At 67.7% G+C, this 17,982-nt stretch carries 14 protein-coding genes; 12 read left to right on the top strand and 2 right to left on the bottom strand.

The window, feature by feature from the left end; all coding sequences use genetic code 11:
• Positions 1–311: 311 nt before the first annotated feature.
• The 12 genes from NFU04_RS02185 to NFU04_RS02130 all read left to right on the top strand — a co-directional run bounded on the left by NFU04_RS02185 (position 312) and on the right by NFU04_RS02130 (position 16,259).
• Positions 312–977 (top strand): HAD family hydrolase, encoded by a 666-nt coding sequence (locus tag NFU04_RS02185; RefSeq protein ID WP_251307897.1) that lies wholly within the window; start codon positions 312–314, stop codon positions 975–977.
• A gap of 176 nt (positions 978–1,153) precedes the next feature.
• A complete protein-coding gene (locus NFU04_RS02180; RefSeq protein WP_251307896.1) occupies positions 1,154–2,020 on the top strand; it encodes a LysR substrate-binding domain-containing protein in 867 nt (288 codons plus the stop codon).
• 159 nt (positions 2,021–2,179) lie between these two features.
• Positions 2,180–5,392, top strand: a complete 3,213-nt coding sequence (locus NFU04_RS02175; RefSeq protein ID WP_251307895.1) for an autotransporter domain-containing protein — start codon at positions 2,180–2,182, stop codon at positions 5,390–5,392.
• 149 nt (positions 5,393–5,541) lie between these two features.
• Entirely contained in the window at positions 5,542–7,302 is a 1,761-nt protein-coding gene (locus tag NFU04_RS02170; protein ID WP_251307894.1) for a GGDEF domain-containing protein, read from the top strand.
• Positions 7,299–8,012 carry a UTRA domain-containing protein gene (locus tag NFU04_RS02165; protein ID WP_251307893.1) on the top strand — a complete coding sequence of 238 codons (714 nt, stop codon included), beginning with the start codon at positions 7,299–7,301 and terminating at the stop codon, positions 8,010–8,012. The genes NFU04_RS02170 and NFU04_RS02165 overlap by 4 nt, the downstream gene beginning before the upstream one ends.
• Before the next feature lie 120 nt (positions 8,013–8,132).
• Positions 8,133–9,164 (top strand): putative 2-aminoethylphosphonate ABC transporter substrate-binding protein, encoded by a 1,032-nt coding sequence (locus NFU04_RS02160; protein WP_251307892.1) that lies wholly within the window; start codon positions 8,133–8,135, stop codon positions 9,162–9,164.
• Positions 9,165–9,214: 50 nt separating this feature from the next.
• Positions 9,215–10,336, top strand: a complete 1,122-nt coding sequence (locus tag NFU04_RS02155; RefSeq protein WP_251307891.1) for a putative 2-aminoethylphosphonate ABC transporter ATP-binding protein — start codon at positions 9,215–9,217, stop codon at positions 10,334–10,336.
• A gap of 14 nt (positions 10,337–10,350) precedes the next feature.
• Positions 10,351–12,027 carry a putative 2-aminoethylphosphonate ABC transporter permease subunit gene (locus tag NFU04_RS02150; protein WP_251307890.1) on the top strand — a complete coding sequence of 559 codons (1,677 nt, stop codon included), beginning with the start codon at positions 10,351–10,353 and terminating at the stop codon, positions 12,025–12,027.
• Between the two features lie 51 nt (positions 12,028–12,078).
• The gene (locus tag NFU04_RS02145) at positions 12,079–13,206 is read left to right on the top strand and encodes a 2-aminoethylphosphonate--pyruvate transaminase (protein WP_251307889.1); all 1,128 of its coding nucleotides are present in this window, start codon (positions 12,079–12,081) and stop codon (positions 13,204–13,206) included.
• An 18-nt stretch (positions 13,207–13,224) separates the two neighbouring features.
• Positions 13,225–14,043 carry a phosphonoacetaldehyde hydrolase gene (gene phnX, locus NFU04_RS02140; RefSeq protein ID WP_251307888.1) on the top strand — a complete coding sequence of 273 codons (819 nt, stop codon included), beginning with the start codon at positions 13,225–13,227 and terminating at the stop codon, positions 14,041–14,043.
• 105 nt (positions 14,044–14,148) lie between these two features.
• On the top strand, positions 14,149–15,546 hold the full coding sequence (locus NFU04_RS02135; protein ID WP_251307887.1) for an FAD-dependent oxidoreductase: 1,398 nt from the start codon (positions 14,149–14,151) through the stop codon (positions 15,544–15,546).
• Positions 15,543–16,259 carry an EamA family transporter gene (locus NFU04_RS02130; RefSeq protein ID WP_251307886.1) on the top strand — a complete coding sequence of 239 codons (717 nt, stop codon included), beginning with the start codon at positions 15,543–15,545 and terminating at the stop codon, positions 16,257–16,259. The genes NFU04_RS02135 and NFU04_RS02130 overlap by 4 nt, the downstream gene beginning before the upstream one ends.
• Here the strand turns inward: NFU04_RS02130 and NFU04_RS02125 are convergent.
• Both NFU04_RS02125 and tmpA read right to left on the bottom strand, forming a co-directional pair.
• Positions 16,236–16,832, bottom strand: coding sequence for an HD domain-containing protein (locus NFU04_RS02125; RefSeq protein ID WP_251307885.1), 597 nt, complete (start codon positions 16,830–16,832; stop codon positions 16,236–16,238). The genes NFU04_RS02130 and NFU04_RS02125 overlap by 24 nt on opposite strands.
• On the bottom strand, positions 16,829–17,977 hold the full coding sequence (tmpA, locus tag NFU04_RS02120) for a 2-trimethylaminoethylphosphonate dioxygenase (RefSeq protein ID WP_251307884.1): 1,149 nt from the start codon (positions 17,975–17,977) through the stop codon (positions 16,829–16,831). Before tmpA ends, NFU04_RS02125 begins: the two co-directional genes overlap by 4 nt.
• Between the last annotated feature and the right edge of the window lie 5 nt (positions 17,978–17,982).

The raw sequence follows: 17,982 nt of genomic DNA, 5'->3' as shown, positions 1-17,982 counted from the left end.
GGAAAATCAGCGGCCGGCAATATGTTAAATCAACGATCGGCCCTTTCCCCCTCTGGGAGTGGTCTCTCGGTAGGTTGTTCATCCGGAGCCGACCCGGAACGCTGGGGGGCGAACCAAACCAACCTCCAGGAGGCCCGGATGAACCCCCGCAAGAATGCCCGTCTCACTCGCCGTCGGTGGCGATGTCGCTGGTTTCGTGCGGCTGATCGCGCCGTCGGTGAGTGGCTTCTGGCGAACGCGTCGTCACGGTGCTGTCACACCCCTGGCGTAGGCTGCGGCCTCCATTGAAACCCGGGCCATTGGAGGATGCCATGCGCCTCGCCCTCTTCGACCTCGACGATACCCTGCTGGATGGCGACTGCAGCGAGCTGTGGAACGCCTGGATGATCGAGCGTGGCTGGATCGCCGCGCCGGGGGAGTTCCTGATGCACACCCAGGCCATGCATGCCGCCTATCATGCCGGCCGCCTCCGCCTGGAGGAGTACCTGGCCCTGACCCTGTCGCCCCTGGCCGGGCGCCGTGAGGAGGACGTGCGTGCCGAGGTAGAAGCCTTCGTTGAGGCGCGTATCGAGCCACGGCTCTTCCCTCAGGGGCGTGCCCAGGTCGAGCAGCATCGGGCGCAGGGGGAGCGAGTGATGATCGTGTCTGCTTCCTCTCGGCATCTGGTGGAGCCTGTCGCTGCTGCCTTGGGGATCCATGAGGTCATCGCCGTGGAGCCGGCAATGGATGGGGCGCGTTATAGTGGTACCACGACCGGGGAGCTGTCCTATCGCGATGGCAAGGTATCCCGTCTACAGGCTTGGCTGGCCAGTCAGCCAGTGCCCGTCACCCACTTGAGCTTTTACTCCGACTCTCACAATGATCTCCCCCTGCTTAGTCGGGTAGACCGAGCGGTGGCCGTGAATCCAGATCCCGTGCTTGCCGAGGTGGCGCGGGTCGAGGCATGGCCACGGCTCGATTGGCGCATGCCTGCTTGAATCAGGCGGCGCTCAACCGAGTGCATTGCCTGGGGCCATACCGCTAGGGCTAGTGCGAAACGTCGGCGAGCGCAGCCAATTTTCGGATATAGCGCAGTTCCCCTATGGGGCACGGAGTGCATCCATGATGCGCCGTAAGCCCGAACGTCGAGCGACGATAACGACAGGAGCAACCCATGCTGCCGAATTTCAAGGCCCTCGTGGCTTTCGAAGCCTTGATCAGGCAAGGCAGTATGATGGCCGCCGCACGGGAGCTGGGGGTAAGTCAGGCTGCCGTGAGTCAGCAGTTGAAGCGACTGGAGTCGTTCCTTGGACAACCCCTCTTCGAGAGAGACAGCCGAGGCCTGGTGCCGACGCAAGCCGCTCAGCAGTATCAGCCGGTAGTCGCTGGTTGCTTGGGCCACCTTCGTCACCAGACACAGGCCCTTTTCGGTGACGACAAGCCCCAAATACTGACGCTGAGGGTCAATCACACCCTGGCGCACTGCTGGTTGCTGCCAAGGCTCCCAGACTTTTTTCATCGTCACCCATTTATTCGTCTGGATATCTCGGTGGTGGATTGGCCCTCCCGTGATCCATGTCGCGACGTCGATATAGAGATCACCAATGGTGCCTGTCGTTCCCCCGAGACCCAGAGTGAGCAACTCTTCCGCGAACAGTGGCTAATGGTCTGCTCCCCCGACTTTCGAGAGCGCTACCGTGAGTCGCTTGAGGCGGGAAACCTGCATGATCTGCCGGCCATACAGGTCAAGGGATATCAAGATGGCTGGATGGAGTGGCTTTCGTATCATGGACTCTCGCAAACCTCTCCACGGGTCGTGCTGGAGATCAGCAGCTCTCTGCATGGCTTGCAAGCCGCACGACAGGGCGTCGGAGTATTGCTGGTACGCTCCTTGGCGGCTAAGGAATTACTGGAGAGCGGTGCCCTGGTTCCGGCGATCGAGGGCCAGATGCCCTCTGAGTCCGGGCATTACTTGATTACCCGCTTAAAACGATCCGGCAAGGTCTCCTGGTTTTGCGCCTGGCTGCATGAGCAGTGCTAACCGTGGGCGCCGTGGGGCGAGTATCGCGTGCCATACGGCCTACGATTAAGATTTTCTTGTGGCTGTCATAAGGCGCTTCCCGAGGCAAGACACCTTTTTCTTCATTCGCCCCGTCGATGATGGTTGAGACTCTTCCATGACATCGATGAGGTGAGAAAGATGAAGGCTGGTTCGTACCGACATGTGCGTGATGGCAGGGCATCCTTGAAAAGGGCTTCACTGGGATGCCTCGCCGCACTTCCACTCTTCCTGGCCGGCCAGGCGCTTGCCGATACGCCGGACGGAGAGCTTAGAATTCTCTCCCTGAACACCTGGATGGACCGCTTTTCTCATGATCCATCCCTGCTGTCGGAGTTCCTCATCAAGGGGGATTATGACGTGCTCACCTTTCAGGAATCCCGTCAGAACAGCACCTACCTTGACCAGCTTCCCGACCTGTTGAAGGAAGCCGGTCTGGGAGACTACACCACGAGCCAGGTGGGAGACCTCGGCGTGATGTCTCGCCTGGATGGCGAGCATGGGCAGTATGTCGAAGACGGCTCGGTGGGCTATATAGAGCTGGACGCCGAGGGCGGCGTGCCGGACGTCACGGTCGGCACCGTGCACCTCAACTACTATGACGACGACAGCATCAGGGTGCGGGAAGCGCAAAGCCTCAATCGCTGGGCCCAGGAAGCAGATCAGCCCATTATCCTGACGGGGGATTTCAATGCCGGAGATGTGGCGGAACGTGGCCTTCACTCGGTGGATCAGCAGAAGCTGCTGTTGAGAAGTTATCTAAAAAATAACAATGACTTCTATTATGACCTGCTTTCTCAGTATGCGAATGATCGACAGGTATTGGATGACTTTATAGAGACGTATCGCGGCCAGGATATCGATGATGAAGCGATTCCCGACGGGCTCTTTTCTCCGGAGACATATCCGGTCGCCGGAAACACCCCGCGCACGATGAATATACTGAAGCAACAATACATGGTGCTGCAGAACGAAAGCGAGCGCGAGCCTTGGCACCCCCATGAGCCGGGTGATGGTAGTTCCACCTGGCCCTCGGAGCCAGAGCAGGGGGAGAATAACTGGCCAAGCTGGGACTTTAGCAGCATCGATCACTTCATGGCGTCGCGCCCTTTCGGCAAATGGTTCGTGTTGGCCGATGACCCGGACGATCCGTATTTGGGCGTACTGGACGATACCGGATTTGCCAATAACGACGTGCCCCTGTCCGACCATGCTCCAGTGGCCCATAACGTCAGATGGGTAGGGCCCGAACTCGAACGCTTCGAACAGGATGGCAACACCGAGACCCGGCTTGTCTGGGGAAGTGGGGCGACGGTCTTCGAAGAAAATGGAGGGGTCTTCTACCTGACGCGCAATAATCATCGCGACGATGTCTACCTTGGCCAGATCGCCGACGAGTGGGGGAACCCGATCTTTACAGATCTGACACCGGAGGAGAAGCGCACCCGCCTGGACTGCGGCAGTAGTGACCCCCGCTTCCAGCAGGCGATCGCCGATTACTGTATCGACGACCACAGCTTCATTAGCGAAACCCTGGTCACCGATGGCGGCACCCTGGTGGTGGATGAAGACGCGGCTTTGGGAAATAGCGATGCCATGCTGCGCTTGAATGATGGTGGCCTCCGCATCGCCGGCAACCAGATGACCTCGCTGAATCGCGAGGTGAGCCTGGAGGGCGAGGGTGGCTTTATCGATGTGGCCGATGCTCGGCACCAGGTATCGCTGGCCCGCGAGATATCGGGAAATGGTGCCTTTGAAAAGCGCGGCCAGGGGACTCTGCTGCTCGACGGCGATCACACCTACACCGGAGAGACTCGGGTCAGCGAGGGCCTGCTGGCCGTCGATGGCTCCATCGCCACCTCGTCGCATACTGGGGTCGCGGAGGGAGCGGCCCTGGGTGGCAATGGCCGCATCGGTGATTTGACCATCGAATCGGGGGGGGCGCTGTCGCCGGGTCGCTCCGTTGGCACCCTGCATGTGGATGGCGACCTTCGCTTCGATCAGGGGGCGATCTATCAGGCCGAGGTGGATGCCGCCGGGAATGCCGACCGTGTGGTGGTCAGCGGCGACGTCCAGATCGACGGTGGGTCGGTGCTGGCCCTGGCGGAGAATGGAAATTATGCCCCGGAAACCGACTACCGCCTGCTGACGGCCCAGGGTGGCGTGAGCGGTGAGTTCGATACCATCAGCTCGAGTCAGGTCTTCCTGGATCCCAGCCTGCGTTATGGTGCTCAGGACGTGACGCTTCGCATGGAGCGCAACGACACGGCCTTCGATGAAGTCGCGATCTCGCCTAATCGACAGGCGGCAGCGCGTGGCGTGGAAAGCCTGGGCATGGGAAATGGGCTCTACGATGCCGTGGTGACGCTGGATGGCGAGACCGCGAATGCGGCGTTTAGCCAGCTCAGTGGTGAGTTGCACGCGGGCCTGCAGGGCGGGCTGGTCGACGAGAGCCGGCTGCTGCGTCATGCCGTGACCACGCGCCTGGCCGGTCGCGGTGAGGAGCAGCGTGTCCTGGCGGCTGGCGATGAGGATGGCCTGACCGCTTGGTGGCAAGGCATCGGCAACTGGGGGCAGCATGATGCCGGCGAAGGGCGTGACCTGGCCCGGGATACGACAGGTTTCCTGATCGGTGCCGATGGCGGCGTAGGCGAATCGGGACGCCTGGGGATGGTGGCCGGGTATGGTGCCACCACCTATAACGGTGACGGCATGTTGGGAGCGGCCGAGTCCGATAGCTACCACCTCGGTATCTATGGGGGCGCCCGCCTGGGGAACTTCGACCTGAGCCTGGGGGCCAGCCACTCGCACAGCGTGGTGGAGACCGAGCGTAGCGTCGCCTTTGCGAGCGTCGATGAGCAGCTGACGGCGGAGTATGACGGCGAAACGACGCAGGTCTTCGGCGAGGTGCGCTATCCGCTGTCGTTCGGCGAGGTGCGCCTGGAGCCTTTCGCCGGGCTCGCCCAGGTGCGGGTATCGCGGGATGGCTTCCAGGAGTCGGGAGGTGTCGCGGCGCTGACCGGCGAGGCGCAAGACCTCGATGCGACCTTCTCCAGCCTGGGAGCCCGTGTCGCTATGCCGTTCACGCTGGAGGAGCATGCGGCGGTGTTGCGGGCCGATGCCGCCTGGTTGCACGCCCTCGATGGCGAGGCTGCGGAAGAGCGACTGGCCTTCGGCGATGGCACCCGCTTCAACGTGGAGGGTGTGCCGCTGGCGGAGGATAGCGCGGAGCTGGGGGTCTCCCTGGAAGTCGGTGTGTCTTCGAATACCTCGGTAAATGTGGGGTATAGCGGCCGACTGGGCGGCGAGCTGGATGACCATGGTGTCAACGCAACCCTGAATGTTCGCTTCTGAGTCGAGCCCTTACGGCGAAGCAGGCCAGCGGCGATGCCGCTGGCCTCTTGTCGTAGGCGCTTCCGGGTAGGGAGGGAGTCTGATCCGATGTCATAGAATTGACACTAATCATGTCGCATCCTTGGCGTTTTATGGCAACGAGTGCGGGCATGACATCGAGCGAGCGACACCTGCTGGAGGCGATCATCGCCGGGGAGCAACTGACCCCCTACTTTCAGCCCATCGTCGATATGGGGCGGCGCCGTATCCACGGTTACGAGGCCTTGATTCGCGGCCCGGAGCAGTCGCCACTGCATTCGCCCCAGCGGCTCTTCGAGGTCGCCATGCAGGCCGGACGCCTGGTGGAGCTCGATCTGCTGTGCCGGCGCCTGGCCATCGAGCGCTTCGTGGCCCTGGGGCTGGAAGGCAAGCTGTTCCTCAATGTGATGCCCTCCACCCTGCTGGAACGCGACTTCCGCGAGGGCCTGACCCTGGCCTATCTGGAGGCGGCCGGCCTGGCGCCGGAGCGGGTGGTGATCGAGCTCACCGAGCACCTGCCCATCGCCGACTACCAGGCGATGCGCCAGGCCATGGATCACTACCGGGAGATGGGCTTCCGGGTGGCCCTGGACGACCTGGGGGCGGGGCACTCCAGCCTGCGTCACTGGGCCGAGTTGCGCCCGGACATGGTCAAGCTGGATCGCCACTTCGTGGCCGGCATCGATGCCTCGGCGGACAAGCGCGAGTTCCTGCGCTCGCTGCTGGACGTGGCGCGCAGCCTGGGCTGCCAGCTGATCGCCGAGGGGGTCGAGACCGCCGAGGAGCAGCGCTGCCTGTGGGAGCTGGATCGCGGCCTGGTGCTGCTGCAGGGCTACTATTTCGCCCGCCCCTGTGCCGAGCCGCCCCGCCGGGTATCGCCGCTGCTGCCCAGCCATGGCCTGCCGGCCCGCTCGCCGCGGCGCCGCGCCAGCGCCATCGTCACACACATCGCGCCGGTCGCCCCGTCGCTGCCGGTGCTGACCCTGGCCGAGCGCTTTCGCGCCCAGCCGGCGCTGCGCTGCGTGCCGGTGGTGGAGGAGGGGCGGCCGCTCGCGGTCGTGCGTCGCCACGAGTTCCTGACCCTCTTCACCAATCCCTATAGCCATGCCCTGCACGCCCGCAGCAAGGTGGGCGAGATCGCCGACCGCCAGTGGCTCGGCGTGACCCAGGAGACGTCCCTGGAATCCCTGAGTCAGCGCATCACCGATGTCCGCGGCCTGCAGCAGGAGGACTTCGTGATCGTCGACGGCGAGGGCCGCTACCGGGGCATGGGCAATATCATCGACCTGCTGCGGGAGATCACCGCCATCCAGGTGCGCCAGGCGCGCAACGCCAATCCCCTGACCGGCCTGCCCGGCAATATCCTGATCCAGGAGACCCTCACCGAGCGCTTGGGCCAGGGGCAGGCCCTGGTGGCGGTCTTCGCCGACCTGGACAACTTCAAGGCCTACAATGACGGCTACGGCTACGCCGAGGGCGACCGGATGATCCTGGCGTTGTCGCGGCTGCTGCTGGCGCGCCTGAGCGATGCCGACGATTTCCTCGGCCATGTGGGCGGCGACGACTTCATGCTGCTGCTGGGGGGCGACGACTGGCGGACCACCTGCGAGGCGATCCTCGCCGATTTCGCCGCCCTGGTGCCCGACTTCTATCGCCCCGAGCATCGCGCCGCCGGCGGCCTGGTGGGCGAGAATCGTCGAGGCGAGTCGGTCTTCCATCCGCTGGTCAGCCTGTCGCTGGCGGCACGGCCGGTGGCGGCAGGAGAGTCGCTGGCGCCGCCCCAACTGGCCGCCGAGCTCTCCGAGCTCAAGGCCCAGGCCAAGCGCCGCCCCGGCAACAGCCTCTTCGTCGACCGCCGCCACCATCTGCGACCGACCGGGAGCCTGGCATGAGCGATGCCTATTATCTGCGTCTCACCGATCGCCTGCGCGAGCTGTTGAGCGATCCCCAGGCCTGCGAGGAAGGCCGCCTGCCCGCCGAGCGCATTCTGGCGGAGCGCTTCGGCACCACCCGGATCACCCTGCGCCAGGCCCTGGCCCAACTGGAGGGCGAGGGGCGCATCCACCGCAGCAATCGCCGCGGCTGGTTCGTCTCGCCGGCGCGCCTCGACTATGACCCGACCCGGGACGCCGGCTTCAACGACTATGTCCGGGCCCAGGGGCGCCGCCCGCGCACCGAGGTGCTGCTGACCGACACGCATCCCTATCCCACCGCCGCCGAGGCCCTGGGGCTGTCCGCCGACCAGCCGTTCTACCATATTCGCCGGCGCCGCTTCGTCGACGACCGCGCCGTGCTGGCGGAGTCGCTATGGGTGGTGCCGGAGCGCGCCCCGGGCCTGCTGGAGGGCGACTACGCCTCCCACTCCCTGTGGGGCCAGCTGCGCAGCCGCTGGGGCCTGAGCCTGACCCACCGCTCCCTGCGCCTCTACTCCGAGGCCCTGCCGGAGCGGGAGGCCGCCGAGCTGGGGGTGGCCGCCGGCACCGCCGGGCTCCGCGTGAGCCGCACCACCTTCGATGAACGCCGTCGCCCGGTGGAGTACGACGAGGAGCACTGGCTGCACGACGCCCTGTGCATCACCGTGGAGCTGGACGGCAAGGCATAGGAGGGCGAGTCGTCATCCAGCCTTCAACTAACCGTCACCGGCTTGTCATCCGAGGTCATCAGACTCCTGGCCTATACCAGATCAGCAGTCGTTGTTACCCACCCGACCCGGAGAGCCACCATGTCACCCTTTATCCGTTCCCTGCTCGGCGGTGCCGTCGCCCTGGCCATGACCACCGCTGCCCAGGCCACCACCGAGCTGACCGTCTATACCGCCGTGGAGTCCGACGACCTCCAGAAGTACGCCGAGCGCTTCAACGAGGCGCACCCGGAGATCGAGATCAACTGGGTGCGCGACTCCACCGGGGTGATCACCGCCCGCCTGCTGGCCGAGAAGGACAACCCCCAGGCCGACGTGGTCTGGGGCCTGGCCGCCACCAGCCTGCTGGTGCTGGAAGAGGAGGGGATGCTCGCCCGCTATGCCCCCGAGGGTGTCGAGGCGCTGGATCCCAAGTTCGTCGATCCGGCGGCCCGTGACGGCCAGGATCCGGCCTGGGTGGGCATGGATGCCTGGGTGGCCTCGATTTGCTACAACACCATCGAAGGCGAGCGTCAGGGCGTGCCCATGCCTACCTCCTGGGAAGACCTGACCCGTCCCGAGTACCAGGGTCACGTGATCATGCCCAACCCCAGCTCCTCCGGCACCGGCTACCTGGACGTGGCCAGCTGGATGCAGCTGTGGGGCGAGGAGGGGGCCTGGGATTACATGGATCGCCTCCACGAAAACATTTCTCGCTACACCCATTCCGGCTCGGCGCCCTGCAACCTGGCCGCTTCCGGCGAGGCGGTGGTCGGCGTCTCCTTCGCCTTCCGCGGCGCGCGGCTCAAGTCCCAGGGGGCTCCCATCGAAGTGGTCTTCCCCGAAGACGGGGCCGGTTGGGATATGGAGGCGTCGGCCATCATCGAGGGCAGCGACAATCGCGAGGCCGCCGAGACCCTGCTCGACTGGGCCGTCTCCCGAGAGGCCAATGAACTCTATAACGAGGGTTATGCGGTCGTCGCCTACCCCGGCGTGGCCCAGCCCATCGAAAACTATCCCTCCAACATTACCGAGCTGATGGTGGATGCCGACTTCTCCTGGGCGGCCAACCATCGCGACCGCCTGCTCGAGGAGTGGCAGCGTCGCTACGACGGCAAGTCCGACAGCCAGTAAATCTCGTCGTCAATGCCCCGGCGCCACGCGCCGGGGCCAGGAGCTATCCCATGCCTACCCTGACCGCCCCCCTGTCCGGCTCGGTGCATGCCGCCGTGGCCGAGGCGGGCATTCATCTCGAGATCAGCGGCCTCACCAAGCGCTATGGCCAGTTCACCGCCCTGCGCGAGATCGACCTGGCCATCCGCGAGGGCGAATTCGTCTGCTTCCTGGGCCCCTCCGGCTGCGGCAAGACCACCCTGCTGCGGGCCATCGCCGGCCTGGCGCCCCAGAGTGCCGGGCGCATCGTGCAGCGCGGCCGCGATATCTCGCGGCTGCCGCCCCAGGCCCGGGATTTCGGCATCGTCTTCCAGTCCTATGCGCTCTTCCCCAACCTGACGGTGTTCGACAACGTGGCCTACGGGCTGCGCAATCGTCGCGACGACCGCGGCCGGATCCGCGCGCGGGTCGCCGAGCTGCTGGCCCTGGTGGACCTGGCCGGCAGCGAGGCCAAGTACCCGGCGGCGCTCTCCGGCGGCCAGCAGCAGCGGGTCGCCCTGGCCCGCGCCCTGGCCACCGAGCCGGGCCTGCTGCTGCTCGATGAGCCGCTCTCGGCCCTGGATGCCCGGGTGCGGGTGCACCTGCGCGGCCAGATCAAGGCCCTGCAGGCGCGCCTGGGGGTGACCACCATCATGGTCACCCACGACCAGGAGGAGGCCCTGGCCATGGCCGACCGCATCGTGGTGATGAATCACGGCACCATCGAGCAGGTGGGCACCCCGGCCGAGATCTACCGCCGGCCGGCCAGCGCCTTCGTGGCGGAATTCATCGGCAGCATGAACTTCCTCGAGGTGCGTCCCGATGGCGCTCACGCCCTGCACCTGGGCCGGCGTCGCCTGGATTGCCCGGCCCATGACTGCGCCGGCGATAGCCGCGCCCGCCTGGCCATCCGCCCCGAGGCGGTCAAGCTGTGTGCCGCGAACGAGGGGCTGTCGGCCCGGGTCGAGCATATCGAGTTCCTGGGGGCCTTCCTGCGCGTCGGCCTGACCCTGACGGAGACCGACCAGGCGCTGGTCGCGGATATCGCCGTGCGCGATGCCGAGGCCCTGGGCCTGGCGCCCGGTGCGGGCCTGGGGGTCCTGCTGCCTAGCGAGGCGCTGCGCCTCTACCCGGACCGGGAGGCGCGGGCATGAGGGTAGCGTTTCCGATGAGCGGGTCGCGAGGGCTCTCCGGCGAGGCACTGGTGCGCCTGCTGGCGCTGCTGGCGGCCCTGACCCTGCTGGTGATGGGGCTGCTCTTCCCGCTGGCCAGCATGCTGGTCAAGAGCCTCCAGGACCGCGCCGGCGACTTCGTCGGCCTGGCCAACTTCGCCCGCTATGTGCAGACACCGGCCCTGGTGGGTTCCATCGTCAACTCCCTGACGGTGGCCCTGATCAGCACCGCCCTGGTGGTGGGCCTGGCCTTCCTCTGCGCCTACGGCATCACCCGCACCTGCATGCCCGGCAAGCGGCTGTTCCGCATGCTGGCCGTGCTGCCGATCCTGGCGCCCTCGCTGCTGCCGGCCATCAGCCTGGTCTATCTGTTCGGCAACCAGGGCTGGTTCCGCGAGGTACTGATGGGGCAGAGCATCTATGGTCCCATCGGCATCGTCCTGGGCATGTGCTTCTGGATCTTCCCCCATGCGCTGATGATCCTGATCACGGCGCTCTCCACCAGCGACGCCCGCCTCTACGAGGCCGCCGAGGCGCTGGGCACCCCCAGGTGGCGCAGCTTCCTGACCATCACCCTGCCCGGGGCTCGCTATGGGTTGATCTCCTGCGCCTTCGTGGTCTTTACCCTGGCGATCACCGACTTCGGCGTGCCCAAGATCATCGGCGGCCAGTTCAGCGTGCTGGCCACCGACGTCTACCGTCAGGTGGTGGGGCAGCAGAACTTCCAGATGGGCGCCGTGGTCAGCGTGATCCTGCTGTTGCCGGCCCTGGCCTCCTTCGTGGTGGATCGCTGGATCCAGCGCCGCCAGGTGGCCCAGCTCTCCGCCCGGGCGGTGCCCTGGCGGCCCACGCCGAGCCCGCTGCGGGACTGGACCTTCGCGCTGATCTGCTACGCCGTGGGGGCGGCGATCCTGCTGGTGATCGGCACCGCCATCTACGCCTCCCTGATACAGTTCTGGCCCTACAACCTGTCGCTGACCCTCGGGCACTACGCCTTCGATATGCTGGCCGGGGGCGGCTGGGCGTCCTGGTTCAACTCCCTGAAGCTGGCCTTCTCGGTGGCGCTGATCGGCACCCTGGTGATCTTCTTCAATGCCTGGCTGATCGAGAAGAGCGACGGCTACCGGGCGCTGCGTCAGGGGCTGCACTTCCTGGCCATGCTGCCCATGGCGGTGCCGGGCATGGTGCTGGGCCTGGCCTATATCTTCTTCTTCAACCAGGCCGGCAACCCCCTGGGCTGGCTCTACGGCACCCTGGCGATCCTGGTGCTCAATACCCTGGTGCACTTCTATACCGTCTGTCACCTCACCTCGGTGACCGCCCTCAAGCAGCTCGACCCGGAGTTCGAGGCGGTCGGCGCCTCCCTCAAGGTGCCCTTCTGGGTGACCTTCCGCCGCGTGACCCTGCCGGTCTCGCTGCCGGCGGTGCTGGATATCTCGGTGTATCTGTTCGTCAACGCCATGACCACGGTGTCGGCGGTGGTCTTCCTCTACACCAGCGACACGCGCCTGGCCTCGGTGGCGGTGATGCACCTGGACGAGGCCGGTTATTTCGCCAGCGCGGCGGCCATGGCGGTGCTGATCTTCTTCACCTCCCTGACGGTCAAGCTCGCCCATGCGGCACTCAGCCAGCTGTTGTTGACTCGCGCCCAGGCGTGGCGCCAGGCGGGCTAGGAGGCCCGCCATACCCCAAATTTTTTTGCCCGAATCCACTGGTATAGACCAATGCTTGATGCCACGACCGACCCTTACCTGCTGACCCCGGGGCCGCTGACCACCAGCGCCACCGTCAAGGCCGCCATGCGACGTGACTGGGGCTCCTGGGACAGCGACTTCAATGCCATGACCGCCGAGATCTGCCGGCGCCTGCTGGCCCACGCCAATGCCCGGGACAGCCATGCCTGCGTGCCGCTGCAGGGCAGCGGCACCTTCGCCGTGGAGGCGGCACTCGGCACCCTGATCGACCCGGCGCGCACCACCCTGGTGCTGAGCAACGGCGCCTACGGCAAGCGCCTGGCCGCCCTGCTCGAACGCATGGGGCGTCCCTGCGAGGTGCTCGACAGCGGCGAGGCCGCCCCGCCCAGCCCCGGAGCGGTCACCGAGCGGCTCAAGGCCAATCCCGCCATCGGCTATGTGGCGCTGATCCACTGCGAGACCAGCTCCGGCATCCTCAACCCCCTGGCGGCCATCGCCGAGGCGGTGGCCGCCGAGGGCCGCGAGCTGATCGTCGATTCCATGAGCGCCTTCGGCGCCGTGCCGGTGGACGCCCGGCGTACCCCCTTCCTGGCGCTGGTCTCGTCGGCCAACAAGTGCTTCGAGGGCGTGCCCGGCTTCGGCTTCGTGATCGCCCGTCGCGACGCCCTGGCGGCCGCCGAGGGGCGCTGTCACTCGCTCTCCCTCGACCTGCACGATCAATGGCGCTACCTGGAGCGCACCGGCCAGTGGCGCTATACGCCGCCCACCCATGTGGTGGCGGCCTTCCGCCAGGCCCTGGACGAGCATGATGCCGAGGGCGGGGTGGACGGACGCCTGGCCCGCTATACCGCCAATCGCGACGCCCTGGTGGCGGGCATGCGCCGGCGGGGCTTCGCGACCCTGCTGGAGGATCGCTGGCTGTCGCCGATCATCACCACCTTCCTCAGCCCCGCCCATCCCGGCTTCGACTTCCCGCGCTTCTACGCCGAGCTCAAGGCTCGCGGCTTCATCATCTACCCCGGCAAGCTCACCGAGGTGGAGAGCTTCCGCATCGGCAGCATCGGCCGCCTCGATGCCGCCGTGATCGCCCGACTGCTGGAGGCCGTGGACGCCGCCCTGGCCACCCTGGGCGTGGACGACTGCCGTCCCGCCGCCTGACTCACCGGAGAGACCCCGATGCACTATCAATCCCCCGACCGCCTGCAATGCGCCATCCTCGACTGGGCCGGCACCGTGGTGGACTTCGGCTCCTTCGCCCCCACCCAGATCTTCGTCGAGGCCTTCGCCGAGCTGGGCGTCGACCTCAGCCTGGAAGAGGCCCGCGGGCCCATGGGCATGGGCAAGTGGGACCATATCCGCACCCTCTGCGACGTCCCGGCCATCGCCGCGCGCTTCGAGGCGGCGGTGGGTCATGCCCCCAGTGACGCGGACGTCACGGCCCTCTACGAGCGTTTCATGCCGCTGCAGATCGCCAAGATCGGCGAACACTCGGCGCTGATCCCCGGGGCGCTCGAGGCCATCGCCGCGCTGCGCGAGCGGGGCCTGAAGATCGGCTCCTGCTCCGGCTATCCCGCCGTGGTGATGGAGCAGGTGGTGACCCGGGCCCGGGCCAACGGCTATGTGGCCGATCATGTCGTCGCCACCGACGAGGTGCCCAACGGCCGCCCGCACCCGGCCCAGGCGCTGGCCAACGTGATCGCCCTGGGCGTGAGCGACGTGGCCGCCTGCGTCAAGGTGGACGACACCGCGCCGGGCATTCTCGAGGGGCGCAGTGCCGGCATGTGGACGGTGGCGCTGACCTGCTCGGGCAACGCCCTGGGGCTCGACTACGCCGCCTATCGCGACCTGGATGCCGCCGAGCTGGCCGAGCGTCGCGGGCGCATCGAGGCACAGTTCGCCCCCGCCCGGCCGCACTTCATGATCGACACCATCGCCGAGCTGCCGGCGGTGGTGGCCGAGATCGATGCCCGCCTGGCCCGGGGCGAGCGCCCCTGACGCGGGCTTGAGCGGTACCCCCTTGCCTCGCCCCCGGGGCAAGGGGACCGGATCCCTGCCACTCCGGAGTCGCTCCGGCGTGGCCCCTATCGCGAGGAGCGTGTCATGCGACCCTTCTGGTTGAACCAGGCGCTGGAGACGATGCCGGAGCCGCCGGCGCCGCCCCTGGATCGGGAGCTGCGCGTCGACGTCTGCATCGTCGGCGGCGGTTACACCGGCCTCTGGACCGCCCTCGAACTGCGTCGCCAGGCCCCCGGCCTGCGCGTGGCGCTGATCGAGGCGGACATCTGCGGGGCCGGCGCCAGCGGCCGCAATGGCGGCTGCGTGCTGGGCTGGGCCAGCAAGTACCCGACCCTGCAGCGGCTGTTCGGCGACGCGGAGGCGCTGCGCCTGGTGGCCGAATCGGAACGCTGCGCCGCGGAGATCGGCGACTTCTGCCGCGAGCACGGCATCGACGCCGAGTTTCGCCATGACGGCACCCTGTTCACCGCCACCAATCGCGCCCAGCAGGCGGCCATCGCGCCGCTGATGGACGGCCTGGCCGAGCGCGGTATCGGCAGCTTCGCGGCGCTGGAGGCGGCCGAGGTGCAGCGACGCAGCGGCTCGTCGTGCCACCGCCAGGGCTGGTTCTCGCCCCGGGCGGCCACGGTGCAGCCGGCCAAGCTGGTGCGCGGCCTGCGCCGCGTGGCCCGGGAGCAGGGCGTCGAGCTGTTCGAGGGCACGCCCCTGCGGGCCCTGGAGCGGGGCCGCCCGGCGCGGGTGATCACCCCGGGCGGGCGAATCATCGCCGACCGCGTGGTGCTGGCCACCAACGCCTGGATGGCGCGGCTGTTCCCCGAGTTCCGGCGCACCATCGCCATCGTCTCCAGCGACATGGTGATCACCGAGCCGGCCCCCGAGGCGCTGGCGGCCACGGGCCTGGCCGATGGCGTCTCGGTGCTCGACTCGCGGACCTTCGTGCACTACTACCGCAGCACCCCGGCGGGGCGGCTGATGTTCGGCAAGGGCGGCAATACCTTCGCCTTCGGCGGACACGTCCATGACCTCTTCGATCGTCCGTCCCGCTATCGGGAGCCGCTCTCCCGGAGCCTGGCGGCGTTCTTCCCGAGTCTCGCCGAGGTGCCGCTGGCGGCCAGCTGGACCGGCCCCTCGGATCGCTCGGTGACCGGGCTGCCGTTCTTCGGCGCCCTGCCGGGGCACGCCAATATCGTCTATGGCTTCGGCTACTCGGGGAATGGCGTGGGGCCGACGCGGATGGGCGCCAAGCTGCTCAGTGCCCTGGTGCTGGAACAGGACAACGCCTGGAGTCGCTCGCCGCTGGCCGGGGGGCCGCTGGGCCGCTTCCCGCCGGAGCCGGCGCGCTACCTAGGCTCGCTGATGGTGCGCAACGCCATTCGCCGCAAGGAGCGCGCCGAGGACCGAGAGCACCGGCCGCGGCCCTGGGACGACTGGCTGGCCGGCTTCGCCGCGGCGGCGGGCAAGTCCGACAAGCTCGCCTCGTGAGCCCCCTGGCGCTGGGCCTGGTGCTGCTGTCGGTGTGCCTGCATGCCGGCTGGAACCTGCTCGGCAAGCGGCGCACGCCGTCGCTGGCCTTCTTCGTGCTGGCCATGGGCAGCGGCGCCCTGGTGCTCTCGCCGCTGCTGTGGCTGGGCCCGCCGCCGACGCGGCTGCCGGCGGCCTTCTGGGGCTGGCTGGCCGCCTCGGGGCTGTGCCAGATGCTCTATATGGGCGGCCTGGCCTGGGCCTATGCCCGGGGCGAGGTCAGCGTGCTCTATCCCATCGCCCGGGCCCTGCCGGTGGTGCTGGTGCCCCTGGTCTCGCTGGGCCTGCTGGGCAGTCGCGCCCTGACGCCCCTGGACCTGGTCGGCATGGGGGGGATCCTGATCGGGGCCCTGTGCCTGCCGCTGGCGGGTCCCCGGGGCTGGCGGGCGTCGAGCTATCTGACCCCGGCGCTGGGCTTCGCCCTGCTGGCGGCGGTGGCCACCGCCGGCTATTCGCTGATCGACAAGCAGGCCCTGGCGCTGATGCTCGCCGCCGGCCACACCAGCCTGACCGCCGGGGCCACCTTCATGGTGCTCCAGGCGCTGATGACCCTGGCCTGGGGCCTGCCGACGGTGCTGCTCGGCGTGGTGTGGCTGGGCGAGCGCGCGGCGCCGATCAAGTGGTTCGGCACCGCGCTGATGCTGGTCGGGCTATGGACGGTGGCGCTGCCCTGAGTCGCTGTGCCGCTGGGCCTCGATCAGGCGCCGCAGCCGCGGCGCGAAGTAGGCGAAGTCCGGCGTCTGGCGGCCGGCTTCCTTGCCGGCATCGTCCAGCAGGCGCACCTTGAGGATCGCCTCCAGGTGGGGGTGGCGGGCGAAGTCCGCCGCCTCCTCGGCGTTCATGGGGCCGCCCTGCAGGCGCAGGGAGTGCTGCGAGGCCTTGGACAGGGTGTCGACATAGGTCGGGTCGACCGCGCAGAGGTAGCGCTTGGCGGCCACGTGCTCGCGAATGCAGGCGACCACCGCCGGCGGCAGGTACGCCTCCACCAGGGCGGCGCCGGTGCTCTCGTGACAGCGATCCTCGGTGTCGGTCAGGGCGAAGGTGCCGCGATCCCCGGCGAAATGGCCGATATCGTGGAGGAGGGCGCCGACGATGATCTCGTCGCTCTCGCCCTGCTGTTCGGCCAGCCAGGCCCCCTGCAGCATATGCTCGGCCATGGTGACCGCCTCGCCCAGGTAGCTCTTGGCGCCCTGCTCGGCGAACAGCGCACCGATCGACGCGACGAGGGTATCCGGTGTCGTGGTCATGCGGCACCTCCGGTGGTGGCGGCTTCCAGGCAGGCGAGGGTAGAGAGCAGGCCGTCGCGCTCGGCGTAGCAGCCCTGCAACCAGCGCGATCCCTCGCCGGAGTAGCCGGTGCGCGCGTGCAGCACCCGGGTATTGTCGACCAGGAAGGCCTCGCCGGGCGCCAGTTTGAAGGTCACGCCCATCTCGGGGGACTCGAGGAGCTCGCCGAGGCGGCGATAGGCGGCGTAGTAGGCGGCCATGTCGGCGAAGGGGATGTCGGTGAAGGGCGCCGCGGAGCGGTTGTTGAAGCGAATAGCGATCAATTCGCCATCCGGGGCCAACTCGATCATCGGGCGCCGGGCCTGGAGGCAGACGTCGCCGAGGCCGCGGTACTCGAAGCGGGCGCAGTAGCCGGCCAGCAGCTCGAAGCCGCGGGGATCCTCCTCGCGCAGGCGCTGGGCGGCGCGGAAGCCGTCCACTACCCGGTTGTCGCCGCCGGCCGCGGAGTTCTCCAGGCAGTAGAGCAGCTGCAGGGTCGGCGCCGGATCCCGGTAGGGGTTGTCGGTGTGGGCCGGCAGGCCGAGGCCGGTGAAGGCCAGGTTGGTCGGGGCGATCTCGTTGCGCACCTCGAAGTAGCGTCCGTAGTTGGTCTCCCGGGTGAAGCCGAACTGGGCCACCACCTCGAGCAGGGCGCCATCCTCGACCGGGCCGCCCGTGAGCTTGCCGATGCCGTAGCGGCGAATGTCGGCGAGCCACCGGCGCTTGACGGCGGCGTCGCGGCCCAGCGCCGTGATATCGGCGCTGGGCAGGCGCTCGGCCAGCGAGGCGTCCCAGGTCTCTCGATGCGCATCGAGCCAGCCGCGCAGGCGCGGCGGCTCGCGATCGTAGGCATGTTGCCAGAGCCAGGCGGCGTCGTAGGCGAATTCGCGGCCCTCCGGGGCCATGCTGACGATCAGGCGACCCGCCTCGACCCGCGCCGTGCTGAGGCGCAGGGCGGCGGGGATATCGGCCAGGGCGATCAGTCGCTGGCCATTGTCCGGCGAGCGGGTGGCGGCGTCCTGCGCGTTGTCGCGCAGCCAGATGGCGTGGAAGCGTCGCCGTATGCCCTGACGAAAGGTCAGGAGGACGGCGTCACCGTCCTCGATCACGTCGGCGGTCTCTAGCATGGGGC

Origin of the sequence: Halomonas sp. NCCP-2165 (assembly GCF_023708045.1) — a bacterium.
GTDB classification, from domain to species: Bacteria; Pseudomonadota; Gammaproteobacteria; order Pseudomonadales; family Halomonadaceae; genus Bisbaumannia; species Bisbaumannia pacifica.
This window is presented reverse-complemented; position numbering and strand designations above follow the sequence as displayed.

What these genes read in the sequence shown, in the direction of transcription:
- NFU04_RS02185 (WP_251307897.1), top strand. Translation starts at nt 312, where the DNA reads ATGCGCCTCGCCCTCTTCGACCTCGACGATACCCTGCTGGATGGCGAC.
- NFU04_RS02180 (WP_251307896.1), top strand. Translation starts at nt 1,154, where the DNA reads ATGCTGCCGAATTTCAAGGCCCTCGTGGCTTTCGAAGCCTTGATCAGG.
- NFU04_RS02175 (WP_251307895.1), top strand. Translation starts at nt 2,180, where the DNA reads ATGAAGGCTGGTTCGTACCGACATGTGCGTGATGGCAGGGCATCCTTG.
- NFU04_RS02170 (WP_251307894.1), top strand. Translation starts at nt 5,542, where the DNA reads ATGACATCGAGCGAGCGACACCTGCTGGAGGCGATCATCGCCGGGGAG.
- NFU04_RS02165 (WP_251307893.1), top strand. Translation starts at nt 7,299, where the DNA reads ATGAGCGATGCCTATTATCTGCGTCTCACCGATCGCCTGCGCGAGCTG.
- NFU04_RS02160 (WP_251307892.1), top strand. Translation starts at nt 8,133, where the DNA reads ATGTCACCCTTTATCCGTTCCCTGCTCGGCGGTGCCGTCGCCCTGGCC.
- NFU04_RS02155 (WP_251307891.1), top strand. Translation starts at nt 9,215, where the DNA reads ATGCCTACCCTGACCGCCCCCCTGTCCGGCTCGGTGCATGCCGCCGTG.
- NFU04_RS02150 (WP_251307890.1), top strand. Translation starts at nt 10,351, where the DNA reads ATGAGCGGGTCGCGAGGGCTCTCCGGCGAGGCACTGGTGCGCCTGCTG.
- NFU04_RS02145 (WP_251307889.1), top strand. Translation starts at nt 12,079, where the DNA reads ATGCTTGATGCCACGACCGACCCTTACCTGCTGACCCCGGGGCCGCTG.
- phnX (WP_251307888.1), top strand. Translation starts at nt 13,225, where the DNA reads ATGCACTATCAATCCCCCGACCGCCTGCAATGCGCCATCCTCGACTGG.
- NFU04_RS02135 (WP_251307887.1), top strand. Translation starts at nt 14,149, where the DNA reads ATGCGACCCTTCTGGTTGAACCAGGCGCTGGAGACGATGCCGGAGCCG.
- NFU04_RS02125 (WP_251307885.1), bottom strand. Translation starts at nt 16,832, where the DNA reads ATGACCACGACACCGGATACCCTCGTCGCGTCGATCGGTGCGCTGTTC.
- tmpA (WP_251307884.1), bottom strand. Translation starts at nt 17,977, where the DNA reads ATGCTAGAGACCGCCGACGTGATCGAGGACGGTGACGCCGTCCTCCTG.